15 protein-coding genes are annotated in these 18,509 nt (G+C 41.9%); 14 read left to right on the top strand and 1 reads right to left on the bottom strand.

Features of this window, described 5'->3' with window-relative positions; all coding sequences use genetic code 11:
- Positions 1-85: 85 nt before the first annotated feature.
- The 4 genes from mnmE (at position 86) to ACT3QP_RS04735 (ending at position 4,571) form a co-directional block, all read left to right on the top strand.
- Entirely contained in the window at positions 86-1,474 is a 1,389-nt protein-coding gene (gene mnmE, locus ACT3QP_RS04750; protein ID WP_444524670.1) for a tRNA uridine-5-carboxymethylaminomethyl(34) synthesis GTPase MnmE, read from the top strand.
- Positions 1,475-1,658: 184 nt separating this feature from the next.
- Positions 1,659-2,117, top strand: coding sequence for a transcriptional regulator NrdR (nrdR, locus tag ACT3QP_RS04745; RefSeq protein WP_058369796.1), 459 nt, complete (start codon positions 1,659-1,661; stop codon positions 2,115-2,117).
- 87 nt (positions 2,118-2,204) lie between these two features.
- A complete protein-coding gene (ribD, locus tag ACT3QP_RS04740; protein ID WP_444524651.1) occupies positions 2,205-3,260 on the top strand; it encodes a bifunctional diaminohydroxyphosphoribosylaminopyrimidine deaminase/5-amino-6-(5-phosphoribosylamino)uracil reductase RibD in 1,056 nt (351 codons plus the stop codon).
- Between the two features lie 636 nt (positions 3,261-3,896).
- Entirely contained in the window at positions 3,897-4,571 is a 675-nt protein-coding gene (locus ACT3QP_RS04735) for a riboflavin synthase (protein ID WP_442061830.1), read from the top strand.
- A 91-nt stretch (positions 4,572-4,662) separates the two neighbouring features.
- Here ACT3QP_RS04735 and ACT3QP_RS04730 read toward each other — a convergent pair whose 3' ends face one another.
- A complete protein-coding gene (locus ACT3QP_RS04730; protein WP_444524650.1) occupies positions 4,663-7,437 on the bottom strand; it encodes a response regulator in 2,775 nt (924 codons plus the stop codon).
- Between the two features lie 218 nt (positions 7,438-7,655).
- Here ACT3QP_RS04730 and fmt point away from each other — a divergent pair, with 218 nt between their 5' ends.
- The 10 genes from fmt (at position 7,656) to ACT3QP_RS04680 (ending at position 18,490) form a co-directional block, all read left to right on the top strand.
- Positions 7,656-8,726, top strand: a complete 1,071-nt coding sequence (gene fmt / locus ACT3QP_RS04725; RefSeq protein WP_444524649.1) for a methionyl-tRNA formyltransferase — start codon at positions 7,656-7,658, stop codon at positions 8,724-8,726.
- A gap of 76 nt (positions 8,727-8,802) precedes the next feature.
- On the top strand, positions 8,803-10,419 hold the full coding sequence (locus ACT3QP_RS04720) for a transcription antitermination factor NusB (protein WP_444524648.1): 1,617 nt from the start codon (positions 8,803-8,805) through the stop codon (positions 10,417-10,419).
- Between the two features lie 46 nt (positions 10,420-10,465).
- Positions 10,466-11,887 (top strand): threonine synthase, encoded by a 1,422-nt coding sequence (thrC, locus tag ACT3QP_RS04715; RefSeq protein ID WP_444524647.1) that lies wholly within the window; start codon positions 10,466-10,468, stop codon positions 11,885-11,887.
- A 411-nt stretch (positions 11,888-12,298) separates the two neighbouring features.
- Positions 12,299-13,396: a LysM peptidoglycan-binding domain-containing protein gene (locus ACT3QP_RS04710; protein ID WP_442061819.1), complete on the top strand. Its 1,098-nt coding sequence runs from the start codon at positions 12,299-12,301 to the stop codon at positions 13,394-13,396.
- 62 nt (positions 13,397-13,458) lie between these two features.
- Complete coding sequence (gene dprA / locus ACT3QP_RS04705) at positions 13,459-14,715, top strand: DNA-processing protein DprA (protein WP_444524669.1); 1,257 nt, start codon at positions 13,459-13,461, stop codon at positions 14,713-14,715.
- A 158-nt stretch (positions 14,716-14,873) separates the two neighbouring features.
- Positions 14,874-15,512 carry an L-threonylcarbamoyladenylate synthase gene (locus ACT3QP_RS04700; protein WP_444524646.1) on the top strand — a complete coding sequence of 213 codons (639 nt, stop codon included), beginning with the start codon at positions 14,874-14,876 and terminating at the stop codon, positions 15,510-15,512.
- A 167-nt stretch (positions 15,513-15,679) separates the two neighbouring features.
- Positions 15,680-16,198, top strand: coding sequence for a GbsR/MarR family transcriptional regulator (locus ACT3QP_RS04695; protein ID WP_442061811.1), 519 nt, complete (start codon positions 15,680-15,682; stop codon positions 16,196-16,198).
- Positions 16,199-16,355: 157 nt separating this feature from the next.
- Positions 16,356-17,309, top strand: a complete 954-nt coding sequence (locus ACT3QP_RS04690) for a fatty acid desaturase family protein (RefSeq protein WP_444524645.1) — start codon at positions 16,356-16,358, stop codon at positions 17,307-17,309.
- A gap of 106 nt (positions 17,310-17,415) precedes the next feature.
- Positions 17,416-17,877, top strand: coding sequence for a hypothetical protein (locus tag ACT3QP_RS04685; protein WP_444524644.1), 462 nt, complete (start codon positions 17,416-17,418; stop codon positions 17,875-17,877).
- A 112-nt stretch (positions 17,878-17,989) separates the two neighbouring features.
- Entirely contained in the window at positions 17,990-18,490 is a 501-nt protein-coding gene (locus tag ACT3QP_RS04680) for a hypothetical protein (protein WP_444524643.1), read from the top strand.
- Positions 18,491-18,509: the final 19 nt, after the last annotated feature.

Genomic DNA, 18,509 nt, shown 5'->3' with positions numbered 1-18,509 from the left:
TTTTTAGTTATTGAGAGTCACTGTGGATTCTTTAGAAAATGCGTCAACAGCGCACCCTGTATCTGAAGCCCCTAAATCATCAGGGTTGCCGACGATTGCTGCTATTGCAACCCCACTTGGTCGTGGCGGTGTCGGTGTCATACGCTTATCTGGTGCACGTGCCCATGATATTGCCTGTACGTTAACTGGTAAGGCCGCCTTTATGCCACGTATGGCCAGTTTTTGTCGTTTTTATCAGGCTGATGGTACCGTTGTGGACGAAGGGCTAGTGCTGTATTTCAAAGGTCCACATTCATTCACTGGTGAAGATGTGATTGAGTTGCAAGGACATGGCGGCATGATTTTGCAAAATCAGCTATTAGCTCGCGTATTTGAGTTGGGTGCCAAACAAGCGAGTGCAGGAGAGTTCTCTTACCGTGCTTTTGACAATGATAAATTGGATTTAGTACAGGCTGAAGCTATCGCTGATGCGATTGATGCGACCAGTGCGGCGGCGGCTAGTAGCGCTATCCGATCATTAAGCGGTGAGTTTTCACAAAAGATTAACCAGCTATTAGAGCAGTTGATTCATTTACGCCTGCATGTTGAAGCTGCTATTGATTTCCCAGATGAGGAAGATGTGGACTTCTTATCTGACGGGGTGATACAAGCCAAGCTAGAGCAAACACAGGTGAAAATACAGCAAGTACTGGCAACGGCTAAACAAGGTCAATTATTACGTGATGGTATACACGTGGTGTTAGCGGGCAGACCCAATGCTGGTAAATCAAGCCTACTCAACCGCTTAGCAGGGCAAGAGCGCGCTATCGTTACAGACGTAGCAGGCACCACCCGTGATACCTTGCAAGAGACAGTGGTGTTAAACGGTCTAACTCTGCATCTCACGGATACAGCAGGATTGCGCGAAACGGAAGATACTGTCGAACGCATTGGTATTGAGCGAGCACGTACAGCGATTACTCAGGCTGATATGTTATTGATGGTTTATGATGTTACTCGTGATCTTGAAGAAGAAAGCACACCGTTGCAGCTTGCTGAGCAGCTGTTTGGTCAGTTGCCAGAGGCGAAACGCTTACTGATTATTGCCAATAAAAGTGACCTATTGAGCGATGTCGCAGATGGGAAGCTGATACCAGCCTCACAAGCTGAGATCAGCGATCGCGGCTACGATCAAGTCAATGTTTCATGTGAAACAGGTGCTGGTATCGACGAGTTGGTTGAAGCCTTATGTGCTAAGGTAGGCTTCCACCCACCAGAAAACAGTCTCATTGCTCGTACAAGACACTTAGATGCCTTAAGACGAACCATGGGTCATTTAACTGAGGCACATGAACAATTAATCGTATTTCAAGCGGGTGAGCTGGTTGCAGAAAGCTTGCGTCAAGCTCAAAACAGCTTGGGTGAAATAACAGGTGAGTTCAGCGCTGATGACTTATTGGGCAAGATATTTGGTAGCTTTTGTATCGGTAAATAGTCCTGTCTCTAAGAGCGGATGCTAAAACTGACTTATACTGCGTTGTAAACCTAGTTAAGGCGTGAGTATTACCGTCGTTTTACGCCTTGTTTAGCACTGTTTTTAGCAATCAGTAGCGCCTATTTTTGAAAGTTCAACGCGCCTCAATACCCCATGCTTTTTATATAGACCTAAGGAAAAGTTCATGCACTGCCCGTATTGTAATGCATCAGATACTAAAGTTATTGATTCACGCCTTGCTGCGGAAGGTGCGCAAGTACGTCGTCGCCGTTCTTGTAACAGCTGTCAAGAGCGTTTTACGACCTTTGAGATGGTAGAGGTGGTTATGCCTCGAATTATTAAGTCAAGCGGCAAGATTGAGCCTTATGACAATGAAAAACTGCGCCGCTCTATCTTATTACCTTTGCAAAAGCGTCCAATCACTATCGATGAGCAAGAGGCGATGATTAGCCGTATAGAAAAGCGTGTTAGACAGATGGGTGAGCGTGAAATCAGTAGTAAAGTCTTGGGTGAGATTATCATGAGTGAGCTTAAAACGTTAGATGACGTGGCTTATGTGCGTTTTGCTAGCGTTTATCGTGATTTCCAAGATATTGATGCATTTCATCAAGAGATTGCTAATATTCGTCCAAATGAAAAATAGGCGAATTAACCCTGATGTAATGTTCGAACACCCGCCGCTTTTTATTCTTTTATAGACTATCCTCAATCATTGATTAAGTCCATTATTATGTCTACCAAAAACCACGCGCAAGATGCGAAAGACCGTTACTTTATGATGCTTGCTATCGAGCAGGCAAAGCAAGGACTATATACTACTAGGCCGAATCCAGCCGTAGGTTGTGTCATTGTTCAAGCGAACGAGATAGTCGGTCAGGGGTTTCATCCAAAAGCAGGTGAGCCCCATGCAGAGGTATTTGCGCTCAAAGATGCTGGTAGACAAGCAGAAGGAGCAACTGCTTACGTAACTCTAGAGCCTTGTAGTCATACTGGTCGTACACCGCCTTGTGCAGTCGCGCTTGCGAAAGCTGGTGTGACACGGGTCGTGATTGCAGGACTTGATCCTAATCCACAGGTCTCAGGGCGCGGTGTGAAGATATTGCAGGACGCTGGCATAATAGTTACGGTTGGTGTATTAACGGCGCAAGCAGAGTTATTAAATCGTGGCTTTTTGAAGGCGATGCGCACTCAAATGCCTTATGTACGTCTCAAAATTGCTACGAGTCTCGATGGCCGTACCGCGATGGCAAATGGAGAATCAAAATGGATTACTTCAGCTGCTGCTCGTGAGGATGTCCAAAAGTTGCGGGCACAAAGTGGCGCTATTATTACAGGTAGTGAGACAGTGATAGCTGATGATCCACAGCTTAACGTTCGATCCGAACAGTTAGGCGTTTCACCTGAACAAATACCAAAGCCTATGGTGGTTGTGTTGGATAGACGTCAGCGTTTAACACACAGTCTACAATCTCATTATCAGCTATGTCGTCGAACAGATACTGTTTATTGGCGTAATGATGATTTAACTGCCTTATTAAAAAATTTAGTAAAAGAGCATCAATGCTATGACGTATTGATTGAGGCTGGTGCGAGTGTTGCAGGTAGCTTTTTGAGTCAACAGTTAGTAGATGAAATGATTGTTTATCAAGCGCCTTGTTTACTCGGAGTACAAGCACGATCCATGGTTGATCTCAATCCTATATCTTTAGCCCAGCAGCTGCGGTTTGATATCGATAGGCACGAACAACTTGGCTCAGATCTTAAACTAATTCTGCTACCTTTATAATTTTATGGTGTTATACACAAGATATCCCCAGGCTGTAATAAGGCTTCTTTTTAATCTGGTCGGGTATTAGGAATATCATCTATTCAATCGGTAGTTATTTGAATGGACTAACAGTGGTTCAGTCAGTGGTTAAGGTTTGCCAAACAACATTAAATAGCCGGCTAATATTTTGATTTTAGCTACGCTATTTTCCTTGTTTGATTACAATATGTCTCATTTTTAGTGCTATTTCTAAAATAATGACAGACTCTAAATGTATGTTAAGTATGAACGAGCTAGTACGTGAGATTATGTTTCACATGAAACTGTGCATAACTTTGTTTCACATGAAACTCACAAACTAAGCCTTTGTTTTTGTTTTAAAATAATTTCTTTAAAATCAATGGTGTATGCTTTGTTTAATCGGATTTTTTAAATACAGTTGGTTTCTAGATTTCTGTGGATAACTCTACAAAAACAAAGGTTTTAAAGGTAAGTTGGATTGATTTACTGTTACTTATCCACAACTTATCCCATAATAAGTTTGAAATAAATTTACGTTTCACTAAAAACTTAGTTCAGACAAACATGATCAATAAATTAATAAGTCGAAATACGTTGTCGATAACGGCAATATAATAATGAGATGAGGCATATATGTTTACCGGGATTATAGAAAGTGTTGGAAAGGTTAAATCCATGCAGTCTACGGGTGGTGATATACGTTTGACGATAGAGTCCGATGATTTGGATTTTAGCGATGTAAAACTAGGCGATTCAATTGCTTCAAATGGTATTTGTTTGACCGTTGTGGATTTTGGTAGTAATCACTACTCTGTCGATGTCTCACGTGAAACAATCGCTCGCACAGCGCTTGAGGATCTTAAAGCAGGTTATATCGTCAATTTAGAGAAAGCCATGCTACCCACCACTCGTTTTGGTGGTCATATCGTTGCAGGTCATGTGGACGGTGTAGGGATTGTTAGTAAGCTGCAACAAGATGCACGTTCTATCTACATCGAAATTGAAATACCCCAAGAATTGGCACATTATACAGCGACTAAAGGTTCTATCACGGTTGATGGTATTAGCCTGACGACCAATCTTGTACGTGACAACATCGTTTGTCTCAATATCATTCCTCATACCGCACAAGTGACTAACATCGCCAAACACTGGTTGGTTGGTAATAAAGTCAATATAGAGGTGGATATCGTTGCTCGCTACTTAGAGCGTCTATTAGGTAAGTCGCAAACAGAAGGGCTGAATGCCCCCAATCCACAAAGTCAGATTACAGAAGCATTTTTAGCAGATAATGGCTTTATGAAGTAATAGTCGAGAGCACAAAGTGATGGATATTAAAACAGCTATGTTCGTAATGAATGTAGCTGTTTTGGTATGAGACATTGGCGTTACGAGCTTGCTAGGTTTTTATGAAGCGCTGTAACACCTTTGCTAATTCTTTTTTGTTGATAGGTTTGGATAAAAAGTCATCCATTCCTACTTGAGTACAAGCTTCACGGTCCTCTTCGGTATTGTTTGCAGTTAATGCCACGATAGGGATGTTATCACCTTGCAAGCGAATAGCTTGAGTTGCTTGTAAACCATCCATAACTGGCATGCGGCAATCCATTAAAATAAGCGAGATCTCTTGACGTTGAGTCTTTAGCTGTTCAAGAGCTTGCTGACCATCTTCTGCGACTACACTACGATAACCAAGCTTGCTCAATATTTTGCAGGTTATTTTTTGGTTGGTTGGACTATCTTCTGCGACTAGAATCAGTGGAGACAAGACTTCTTTTTTGGGTATATCTTCTTCCACAAAAGATGGACTGCTATCATATTGATGTTTGACCAGTATGTTTAGTTTTTTCCTTGCAGACAAGGTTAAGCGTAGCAGCTCAGAAACTAGTAAGCTTGCGTCCAAGGGTTTGGTCAAAAATCCATCATATTGGTCTAGTATGGTAGAGGAAATATGTCTTTCAGGTTTCATGCTAAGCAATATCTTTGGTAGTGAAGACATAGTGCCTAGTTTGTTTAACACTTCTTGTTGTTCACTATGCTTGTTGCTCGCATGAGTTGATAAGTTGATGGATTGGTTGTATTCATAATCCAATAACAAGACAGGAATGACGGTCTGCTCATTTTGCGTTAATTTATTTTTTAGCTGCTGTATAGTGGCTCTATCTAAAATACTGTAAGTAGTTACGGATATCGTTAAGTATTCGCACAAACGTTGTAAATGCTTAGCAACTAAAGGTTGGTTGACAATAGCGATAAGGTGAATATGAGACAGCTGCGAACAAGGATGATATACCGGTTCATAAGTGGAATGACGCTCAGGAAGATAGAGACTAAATACCGTCTCTTCATCCGCTGTAATATTTAGTTCGATAAAACCGCCGAGTAACTGAGCGAAGCTATTGGCATCATTCAGGCTAATTTCACTGTCTTTAACCAAGTTATGATTGGTTTGATCACTGTCTTGATTCAAAATAGTGACTAATTGATTTTTTCTCTCAGGAGTAATAGCTACTCCAGTGTCTTTTACATTAAACCGAATCCAATAAGATGTTTGCGCAGGCATTATAGTATCGTTGTTAGGCGTCAAGTACTGGTTACTTATTGGCGTGACCTTGTCTTTAGATACGCGATCAACAGTGAGAGCGACATAGCCTGATGTTGTAAAATTAATAGCATTCTTCAACAGATTTAATGAGATATGGCGTAGCCGAATGTCATCAGTTTCAATGTAACGAGGACAGTCTGGCGCAAAGAAATAGATCAACTCTAGCCCTTGTTGTCTTACTTCTTTTGTGACTAAGCTGCTAACTTCTTTGCTTACTTTATAAATATCAACCGTTTCGATGCTTAGACGTGTTTTTCTGACATCAATTTCCTCTGTCGCTAGCGTGTCATTGAGTATAGTCAGCATCTTTTGACTGGTTGTAATCAATGTGTTTAGAGTTTTCTTGCCTTGCGCCGTCAATGTTGAAGGGTCGATTGGTTCCAACGAATCAACTATCTTCTCTAGTGGTATCCGTAACTTACGACCTATAAATGCTTGGGCTTCGCTTGATTCATCAATTTGTAATTGTAGCTGTTGGTTTTTCTGCTGTAGTTGTTCTATTTGATTGGTATATTCATTAATATTGCTAAAAAGCGCGGTAAAGCCATGAACTTGTCCGTGTTCGCCAAACCATGGTGTGATATGCAGTTGGTAAGACTGCTGGTTTTCTAACCCATAAACAATTAAGGTGCGAGTGACACGTAGGTTTGATAATTTCTGTAGTAGTAACTGAGTGGGCTTATCTTTAGCAGCAACAAAGTCGGTTAGTTGGCAGCTATCATCATAGTCTTGAGAAGGACAGGTAAACACTTGCTCAAAACGTTGATTAAAAAAACTTATCTGACCATGACGCATAATCATTAGCATTGGTAACGGTGCTTGATTTACCAAACGATCGAGCCGATGCGTCAGGGTCGTTATACGACGATAGTCCTTGTGTAGCTGATAATTAACACGGCTTAGCGCATGACCTAAGCGCAAGAACTCAGGTGTGGATCTTTTATATAGAAATGGTGGTGGACTATAAGCATCCTTGGCTTGACTGTTGAGACTGTCGGTATAAAGTAATAGCTGTTCCCAATCGACGCGACGATTGAGCATGTAAAGTAATCCGATGATAAACAGCACGATAGCTGTCATCAATGGCAACCAATAACGGTAAGATAACCAGTTAATATCTAGTGGTCTATGACGTAATATAATATATATCTGATGACCGCTTTTAAGCTTGATCGTACCTGTTACATTGCGACTATTGAGTGTATAAGCACTGTGGCTACTGTTACTAGGCGGTGATGATGTAATAGTAGGAAAGGTAACAGTGGTAAAACCAGGCTCATTAGGGCGAGTATAGCGGTGGATGAAAGTCTGACCAGATGGCATCATACAAACAATCTGGTAGCTTACATTTTTAAACACTGGTTTTTCTAAAATATTTGAAATTTCAGTGTCTGTTATACCGACATGCTCCGTCATTTCATATTGTAATGAATAGAAGGTATCAATACTCCGTTGCTCATTATTTTGTTTTATCTCGTGAAAGAGCGCGAAATAATACATCACTAGCATCGTTAACAATGTCAGTGCATAAAATATAAGTAAGCGTCTTAAGGACTGAAACTGTTGCATGAAAGCGTGTTCCTATATCGACACGAGAAAACATAGTGGGTGAATCGTAACTTGGGTACGGTAGTCGGTTTGCTAGAAGTATTCTGCTTTTTAGGCTCTACTGCTATTATAAAGATAAACGATGTCATTAGTAACGCCTGATTGCCATCGTTACAATCATGGCACAACACTAGAAACTCACCTATAATGAACAAATTAACCTTATATAATGCACGATTATGACTACAATTGCTCCTACATCAGATTTACCTACGCCCTCGATCACTCATGATTCTCTCGCTATCAATCGATTGAAGGTAGTATTTGCGGGAACGCCCGAATTTGCCGCTATTAGTCTGGAGTCACTAATCAGTCAGCAAGACGTGCTGAATATAGAGATTGTCGCGGTGTACACGCAGCCTGATCGCAAAGCAGGTCGTGGCCAAAAAGTATCTGCCTCTGCGGTGAAAGAAGTCGCACTAGCAAACGATATTCCTGTAGAACAACCAGTCACCTTTAAAAAATCAAGTGATGAGGGTCTGGCTGCTCGAGCAGTGCTGCAATCATATCAGCCAGATGTCATGATTGTTGCTGCTTATGGATTGATTTTACCTATCGGTGTATTAGAGACACCGACACATGGTTGCTTAAATATTCATGCCTCACTATTACCGCGTTGGCGCGGTGCGGCTCCTATCCACCGTGCCTTATTGGCAGGGGATGATGAGACGGGTATTACTATTATGCAGATGGATAAGGGCTTAGATACTGGCAATATGATTTACAAAACCAGCGCTCGTATTGAAGCTGATGATACTGCTGCCAGTCTACACGATAAAATGGCTGCGCTTGGTGCGAATGCAATCAGTACCGTGTTGCAAGATTTGCCACATTATCAAGCACAAGCTGTGGTTCAAGATGAGAATCAGGCGAACTATGCTGAAAAACTAATCAAAGCCGAGGGTGAGATTGACTGGACACAGCCTGCGGCCGCTATTGAACGCCAAATTCGCGGACTGACACCGTGGCCGGGTGCTTATACGTTTTTAGCAGGGCAGCGCGTTAAAGTATTGGCCAGCTTGCCAATCAATGCGTCGCAGCAAACCAATGAACCTGCAGGTACTGTTATTAGTGTTGGACGTAATGCTGTTTTGGTTGCTTGTGGCAAAGCGAATGACGCTGAATCATCAGCCACGACTTTAGCCATTACTCACTTGCAGTTTGCAGGTGGTAAACCTCAGACGGCTGAGCAAGTTTGCCATGGTAATCAGCTCAATGATGGCGACAAATTTACGACAGAATCAAAATAACCAAATCTAACTTAATGCTAGTTTATCCTATCTCAACAAGGCGCTATCTGATGATACGTCAAGGAAATAAAATTTAATGAGACACAACAGTACTGCGCCTAGAAATAATGCACCTAGAAATAACAAGCTCAAACCATCAAGCAATCTTATTATGAATGGTAGCGTACGTGTGCGTGTGATTCGTACCTTACTGGCTATTCAAAATGGTCAGTCGCTCTCAAGTGTCCTTGATCCATTACTAAATAGTCTGCATGACGGTGACAAAGGCTTTGCACATGCGCTGCTACTAACCACACTGCGCCAGTGGCATGCGCTGGCACGTTTGCTAGATACGCTTGCAGACAATCCTATCGATGAAGTTGAGGTGCGCACCACCATTCAAGTGGGTTTGGTTCAGCTGCTTTATTTAGAAGTGGCTGACCATGCTGCGATTCATGAAACCGTTGAAGCTGCCAAAGAGATTGAGTTTGCTCATTCTACTGGTTTAGTCAATGCTATTTTGCGCAAAGTCGCTAAAAATCCAAGTAAATTTCGTAAGAAGTGTGATAAGAAGCATAGCCTACCGAATTGGCTCGCTTATCAGCTTAAGCAAGACTGGAGCGAGCAGTATGATGAGCTAACACAAGGCTTACGCCAACCAGCACCAATGTTTTTACGAGTAAACTCATCGGTGACTTCGGTAGAAGATTATCAGAATGCATTGTATGGTGCAGAAATTGATGCGGACATCGTTGAACTAACGACTGGTTTTAAATTATTGAACGCGTCAGAGTCTAGCGCGGCTACAACGCTATCAACCAAAGGTATTAGATTGCATCAAAGCACTGCTGTTAACGCTTTGCCTGAGTTTGCTTTAGGGACTGCTAGTGTACAAGACATGCATGCGCAATTAGCTGCACCCATTATTAATCAAGCATTGATGGCTAAGCTCAGTGCTGAAAGTAACAATGCTGACGATACTGAGAGTGGCAGCGACAGTGTTGAGAAAGAGATACACATTTTAGATGCTTGCGCGGCCCCTGGTGGCAAACTGGCACATTGGTTAGAGATTATAAGCGCTAATGATGAATCATCGTTGTTTCACGTGAAACAAGATGATGCTGAAACGTCGCCTACGACTGCTAATGCTAATGTCAAGGTAACGGCTATCGATAATGAAGCACCACGTATTGAGCGCATTCGTGAGAATTTACAGCGCTTAAATCTGAGTCAGCACGATCTGAAGCAAGCAGAGAACAGCATTGCATTGAACATTGTCTGTGCGGATGCAACCAGATGGCAGCATGGCAAGAATAAAAAAGCGGCGACAAATGAGCCTGTATTTGATGCGATATTGCTTGATTCTCCTTGTACCGCGACTGGCGTTATTCGCCGTCATCCTGATATTAGTATCCTGCGTACCGAAGAAGATATCGAGCAAACGGCACTGCTACAAGCAGATATCTTGCATAACTTATGGCCACAACTCAAAGCAGGTGGTTATCTGTTGTACGTGACTTGCTCTATCTTAAAACAAGAGAACGTTGAGCAAATGCAGGACTTTATCACTCATCATAATGATGCGGTAGCGATTGAGTTTACTGAGGAATGCAGCTGGGGTATCGAACAAGCGATTGGTCGTCAGTGCTTACCGATTGATAGCGAGAGTGGCGATGGTTTTTATTATGCGTTGTTGCATAAAACTGCCGAATAAACCGTTTTTAACTATTGAATAACATTATTGTAGACAGGACAATCTAATGAAATATATCAGTACCCGTGGTCAGACAGCGCCGATGGATTTTAGTGATGTGCTTTTAATGGGTCTTGCTCCAGATGGCGGTTTGATGCTGCCTGAGCATTATCCAAATATCGATAGCGCAACGCTTGATGAGTGGCGTGCGCTTAGCTATCCAAAGCTTGCGATGGCGATTATGCAGCGTTTTGCAACAGATATCCCTACGGCCGATCTACAAGACCTCATTGAGCGTACTTATACTGCCGAGGTGTTTGGCTCTGATGAAATTGTTCCTGTTCGTAAGCTTGAAGATAATTTATATATCCTAGGATTATCAAACGGTCCGACATTGGCGTTTAAAGATGTTGCCATGCAGTTCTTGGGTAATGCTTTTGAGTATGTGCTTAAGAAAAAAGACGCACGTATTACCATCATTGGTGCGACAAGTGGCGATACAGGTAGTGCAGCAGAGTATGCACTGCGTGGTAAAGAAAATATCGAAGTCTTTATGCTATCACCACACGGAAAAATGAGTGAATTCCAGCGTGCGCAGATGTATAGCTTGACTGACGATAATATTCATAATATCGCTATCGATGGTATGTTTGATGACTGCCAAGATATCGTCAAAGCGTTACAACAGGACGCTGAGTTCAAAGCTGCCTACAATCTAGGTACAGTGAATTCTATTAATTGGGGTCGCATCCTAGCGCAGATCGTTTACTACTTTAAATCTTATTTTGCGGTCACTACTAGCAACGATGAAAAAGTCAGCTTTAGCGTACCGTCAGGTAACTTCGGCAACATTTGCGCTGGTCATATTGCTCGTGAGATGGGGCTACCGATTGATCGATTAATCGTTGCTACTAATGAAAACGATGTGTTGAATGACTTCTTCAACCAAGGTGCTTATCAACCGCGTCCGACTGAAAAGACTTATGTAACGTCAAGTCCATCAATGGATATCTCCAAAGCCTCTAACTTTGAGCGTTTTGTTTATCTATTATTGGACAAAGACAGTGCGCGTGTTCATGAGCTGTTTGAAGGGGTGAAATCTGGTCAAGGTTTCGATTTATCTGAGCTAATGGAAGCGGTTAATACTCGTTATGGATTCGCTGCTGGCAAGTCTACCCACAGTGATCGTTTGCAAACCATCAAAGCCCTTTATGAGCAATTTGGTGAGTTGGTCGACCCACATACTGCTGATGGCATCAAAGTCGCCAAAGAGTTGCAGCAAGAGGGTGAAGTGATTGTCTGTGCGGAAACAGCATTACCTGTTAAGTTTGCAGATACCATCGTTGAGGCAGTAGGGCAGATAGATATTGCTCGCCCATCTCATACCGAAGGACTAGAGAGCTTGCCGCAGCATGTAGTGGTGCTAGATAATGACGCTGAATTGGTTGCTGAGCAAATTCGTCAGCATGTCACACCAAATCCAGCGTAAATCACCGTCAAATTATGAGCTTAGAGCATGCTGAGCGTTTGACCATAGCTATGCTTAGTTGTGAGTATTTAATACAGCTACCTTAAATAAAAAATCAGAGAAAGTATTTATATAAAGGTTACACTATTGTAATAAAGTGTTTATGATTGTGTTATGGTAGATATAATTGTAATATTAGAAACAGCGTCAGCGAGTCATCATTGTGCTAGACGCTTTTTTAGGAACAAAACCAGCCAATTATACTGAACAGCTGCCCTCTAAGCGTCATAATAAATGCGCAGCTTGAGTAACGGATTGATTGAATTTTTATTGTCACTTATTTCATTAAGTATCAACAATAGAGATTCTAGATTGATAGACTCAAGCGTGATTATTATGATGGTAATAGCGGTACATATTGTGGATATAACAATGAAGATGAGCTTAAAAAAGATAGCAACAGCACTGATGCTTACGACTTTTAGCAGTGCCATGCTAATGACCACTGCCCACGCCAACAATCCACCACCCACTCTCAAAGCAGATGCGCCTAATCGCTATACTGTCACAAAAGGCGATACCTTATGGGACATCTCAGAACGCTATTTAGATAGTCCATGGCGTTGGAAAGAGATTTGGGCGACAAACAAGCAAATCAAAAACCCCAATCTTATCTATCCTAATGACATTCTTATCTTATGTGTGATTCAAGGTAAGACTCTCATTGGTGTGGATACGGGCGAGGGCTGTGCAGGGGTTGAAAAGCAACTTACTGGTAACGTAGCTGCTACTCCAGTAACAGTGACGTCAACTGCCAATAGCATTCCATCTATTCCTTGGACGGCTATTCGCCACTGGCTAGACAAAACAGTTATTGTCAATCCACAAGATTTTAATACGACTCCGTATATATTAGCCTCTAAAAAAGGTAATTTAATCACTGCGAGTGGTGATAAGGTCTATGCGAAAGGTGTGCCACTTATCACCGGTCAGCGTTACGGTATTTATCGTGAAGGTGAGCTGTATACTGATTCCACGACAAACGACGTCATCGGTCTAGAAGTTACACAAGTAGCAACAGGCTTGGTTACTTCTACCGAAACCAATGGCGTTAGTAGCTTACAACTGACCGATAATTATGGTAAAGAAGTACGTGAAGGTGACCGCGTCTTTGTTGAATTGAACAACTCTATTCCACCCGTGTTTTATCCGACGCCTGCTAATACCAGTCGTGGTGGCATGATTGTACGTGTGATGGACTCAATCAGTTCAGCAGCAAAAGGCAGTGTAGTTGCTATTAATCTGGGCAGCTTAGAAGGCGCTAAGCCTGGTGATGTATTGACTGTCTATCAAAAAGGCGCTTTGGTACGTGATATCAAAGATGAAGATACGCCTGTACGCTTACCAAATGAACAAACAGGTATGCTAATGGTCTTCAATACTTTTGATCATATCAGCTATGCGTATGTACTTAGTTCTGAATTGCCACTTAATGTCGGCGATCAGTTACTACCGCCTCCTTATTTATAAGTGAGCAACAGGCTTATTACAAGATTTATTGATCTAAGTCTGCCTATACGAGACAAATGACTATGACGACAGTCACCTCTCCTTTATCGGACGATCAGCGCGCAGTATTGGCGCTGTGGTACGAGGTGAATGCGTCATTATCTGCTTATCATAAGCTACTTACTTCCTTTGGAAATGTAGAACTTGCTTGGCAAGCAAAAATAGAATCATGGCGACAAGCGGGTATTCATCATACTCACCTCAAACGTCATGAACAGCCAGAGCAAACACTCACTAATATTGATAAAATTCAGCAAGCACTACTAGAGGGTCGTTACGGTCTGCTATTTGCTGATGAATCTGACTATCCTGCCCAACTTTTACAAATCTATGACCCACCACCATTGTTATTTTATCGTGGTAATCGTGCGCGCCTGCATCAAGCACAAATCGCTATCGTCGGTAGCCGAAAACCCACTGCACATGCACAAAAAATCACGTTTGATATGGCACAGTATTTAGCACAAGCTGGATATATCATTACCAGTGGACTAGCGATGGGTGTGGATAAACGCGCGCATTTAGGCGCGTTAGCACAAACTGATGCTGACTATCAGGGTCGTACCGTTGGCGTGATGGGTACAGGGATTGATGTAAACTATCCCAACCATCGCGATAAGTTATTTACTCAAATTATCGATCAAGGTGGTTGTATCATTAGCGAGCTGTTACCAGACACGCAGCCGCACAAACATACGTTTCCGCGCCGAAATCGTCTGGTTGCAGGATTAAGCTTAGCAACGATTGTGACAGAAGCGACCATTCAAAGCGGCTCGCTCATTACTGCGCGTTTAACCTCTGAACAGGGTAAACAGGTCTTTGCCATTCCAAGTCATATCGATAATAATAATGCTGAAGGTTGTCATCACCTAATACGTGAGGGGGCGACGTTGATTTATCATCCTCAGCAGGTACTAGAAGATGTCAGTGGTCAGTTAGACTATGACAGTCGTTCTGACAAACAAACACAGCGATCGCAATCTAATAACACCCAATTGAGCAATAAATATTCTCCAAAAGTTGTGAGTATAGAGGACGGCACCGTAACAGCTACCAACGATTCACAACCATCATCTTCTAATGTTAAGTTGCCTCGCAGCGCTGTTGTTGTTCCTGAACATCTAACCAGTATTTATGAGCAGATTGATTGGCATGGACAAGATCTAGATGCACTTATCGTGGCTACCGATCTTGCACCACCGCAACTGATTGGCCAGTTGATGGAGCTTGAATTGTTGGGTATTATCAGTGTGCAAGGCGGTCGATATTTACGCGTCTAATGCTATATTTTTTTAACTTGAAGCTTTTTTGCTTTCCAGGTTTTAGGAAGTTCAGCACAGTAAAAAGGTGGTGATTTTCAAGTTTTGTTATCTGAGTCAAACTTTCTCCTGTGTTATGATTAGCGCTCAACCTTCTACTCGTCCAAACCATTCAAGCTATGAATCATTCCATACCTTTTATCACTGACTCCACTGCACAAGCTGCTCATTGGCTCAAAGAAGGGCAGCTGCTCGCTTATCCAACCGAAAGTGTCTGGGGTATCGGCTGTGATGCTTATGATAAAGAAGCCGTTAAGCGAATTTTAGAGATTAAACAGCGTCCACAAGCCAAAGGTATGATTGTCATTACCGACAGCGTGGAGCGTCTGGCACCCTTGCTATCTTCTTTAACGGATGAACAGTGCGCTCCTATCCTAAAGAGTTGGCAGGCAGATAGTGGTCATAATAACGATGATGGTTTGCAATATAAGCAAGCACATACATGGCTGCTACCTATTCCGCAGGCGCTAGCTACTACGATTCCTCCTTGGGTAACAGGACAACATCAAACGATGGCGGTGAGAGTCATCGCTCATCCTGTTATTCGTCAGCTATGCGAGCAATTGGTCAGTGCACACAATCCATTTGGACTGTTGGTTTCGACCAGCTGCAACCCCTCAGGGCAACCACCTGCTGTCACTTTCACCGACGCTTATGCCTATTTTGGCGAGCACATCAGTTACTTACAAGCTGATACGTTGGGCTATACTTTGCCCAGTCAAATTCGTGATGCAATTACTGGCTTAATCATTCGTTAGAAAGTAGCAGTCATTTAAATGCAATGAGCAAAGCTTCATTATATAAATGATAAGCACAGTCTTTACATTTCACTATTGACAGAAATAAAAGAATGGCGCAAGATGAGTTAATAAGCAGAACCATTAATAAACAAGCCATATTGCATAAAAATAAGTGAATAACCGTTATGAAATTAAATCCTGTGACCGAAAAGTTTATCTTACATTGGGGTGAGATGGGCTCGCAATGGGGTGTCAATCGAACCATGTCACAGATTCATGCGTTATTATTTATTATTGGTAAACCATTAAATGCTGAAGAAATTACCGAAACACTTGGTGTTGCTCGCTCTAACGTTTCAAACAGTATTAAAGAGCTACAGCATTGGGGCTTGGTACAAAAGATCTCCATATTGGGCGATCGTCGCGATCATTTTACGACCAATACTGATGTTTGGGAGCTAGCACGCATCATTGTGGTTGAACGACAAAAGCGTGAGCTTGAACCAACAGTGCAGTTCTTACAAGAATTGATGGACAGTCCTGAATTCGAACATGAGAACAGCGATGTAAAAGCACGCATCCGTGATACAAAAGAATTCGTTAGTACACTCACCACTTGGTCTGCTGAGATGCTCAAGCTACCCACCAGCATCCTCAAAAAAGTCCTTAAATTGGGCGCGAGTATCAAAAAAATTCTGCGCTAGTAATGAGATATAGTATTTAAAATAAAAAATTTAAGTGATAATTTCTGTTTTAACAGAAATTTATGTAATAAATATAAAAGCTAGTCAAGATCAAGCGATACGAGTTTTAGTAAGAATCGCAGCAATAAGAAACAGTAACGACAAATGGGTGCGTAAAATGAATGCAAATAAGACACACGCTAATAAAGAGCAATCCATTAAAAATGCAATGGCCTCAGTTGAGTGGCAGGATTTGCGCCAATTAACGCGTGCTCAAACTGCTTATAACCTCATTTTGCCTTATCCATTTTTATTGTTGTCTTGGTGGTTCGCTAGTCAGTCTTGGTATGTATTGGCATGTGGCGCTTCTTATTTGTTTTTCGCCGCTGCTTTTCGCCAAGCGCACGATGGTTATCATCATAGCTTGGGCGTGAGCAAACGCACCGTTACCGGCATATTGTTATTGCTCAGTGTACTATTGATGACCAGTTTGCATAGTATCCGAGCCACTCACATGGAACATCACCGCAATCCGTTAGGTGACAGTGATATCGAAGGCCGTTTGGCAAAAGGTTCGTGGTGGCAAGCCATGCTTGGCGGCATAGCATATCGATTGGATATTTACCGCCAAGGACTGCATCTTAGTAGCCGTCGCAATCAACGTATCGCATGGCTAGAGTTTGGCTTGATTGCCCTTGTTATTATCACTGCGTTGGTATTGACTGTGCTTCCTATGGCGGTTCCTGCTATTGCAACCTTGACTCAAGTATTGATATACCACTTACTGACGATGATGTTGGCCAATGCCAGCGTGGGCATCATCGCTGTGTGGGGCGTGCATCATGATTGTGATGAGACAATCGCCCGAACTGAGCGCAACCCTGTAGTTAATTTGCTGACCTTCAACTTACTTTATCACGTCGAGCATCACCTCTTTCCTGCTGTGCCATCGAACCACTTACCTGAGCTTGCCAAACGTTTGGATGCAGCAGCGCCGCATCTGACCAAAGCACATGTATTGCCAAATATGACAACTGTCATGGAATTTATAAATCATTATGCGAGTAAGTTAAAAGATAAGAATCAAAGAAATAATGATAGTGAATGTCCTATTCGTAAGCGTTTTGCTTAGTAGAATGGGTAGGCATGTCAGCATTACCTACGTTAGAAGAAAATGTTGAATGCTCGAGCTAATCGACTGGAAGAATAGCTAAAAAACTGTTTCTAAGGAAATTGTCATGAGTTCAGATTCTAACAAAGGTCATGAAAATTATTCAAAAGCAAATGTCATAGCATCATATTTACTCTTTGGTGGAGCGACTGGTGGCAGCTTAATAGGATTAATAGCAGCTATATTTGTGGTTTTAGAAACTATCTTGCAAGATGATGTCTGGCAGAATATCGGTAGTTCAATAGTGCAAGCTATATTAGCAGTACCTATCTGGGCATTTTTTGGTTTTATGATAGGTCTAATTCCCGCAACATTGACTGGTTGCTTAGTCGCGAGTTTGAAGTTATACCGCAATCATAAAGGTTTATCGTATTCAGCTATCATCGGTACAATATCGACGGTTATCTATACTTTACTATTCATGGTTTTTAACGATATCCCTTTTTCACTTGCTGCTTGTATCTTTGCCGCCTTGATGGGAAGTTCTAGTGGATATTTCACAGGGTTATTTGTCTTACCAAAGGCATGATTCACAGAGATAAGTGACATAATTAATCACCAATTATCCATAGTAATTTCATTGGCTTTGCCAACGCCATATTTATACTAAATTAACGATGACTGTTAATGGGATAAATAAAATGAAAACGAATAATAAGTTAGGTGCGTATCCTTATCTACAAGTGATTATTTTGTTTGCAGGGTTTGGTAGCTTGGTTGGTGGACTGGTAGCGCAGCTGTTTTTATTATTCATCTTTAGAGATGCTGATTTTGCTCAAATAGGTTATCAACCATTACTCTATGTTGGATTACTTGGTTTTATCCCTGCTTTATTAACAGGTGTTATCGTTGCTAGTCAAAAGGTATGGCGCGGTGATCGTAAAAGTATAAAAACCACATTCATGATTGGCTTTATCATTTCAGCGATTTATATGGGTGCAATCGTTTTATATTTAGGCATAAACTCATTGATAGAAGTTGGCGTATTATTCGCATTCATGACTGCTATAGGATTGTTTGGTGGCATCAACTCAGCGATTGCTAGCCTTATTGCTTTACCAAAAGTATGTAAAAGTCATTTTGATATAAAGGCTAAAAAAGAAGACGATAACTATAACGGGTTAAGTTTTACTGAAAAATAATACACATTAGGGAGTAGGG

The sequence above is a fragment of the Psychrobacter sp. AOP7-B1-24 genome (assembly GCF_052376215.1).
In the GTDB taxonomy this organism is placed as follows: domain Bacteria; phylum Pseudomonadota; class Gammaproteobacteria; order Pseudomonadales; family Moraxellaceae; genus Psychrobacter.
The sequence above is the reverse complement of the archived record's forward strand: the minus strand, read 5'-3'. Positions and strand labels throughout refer to the sequence as shown.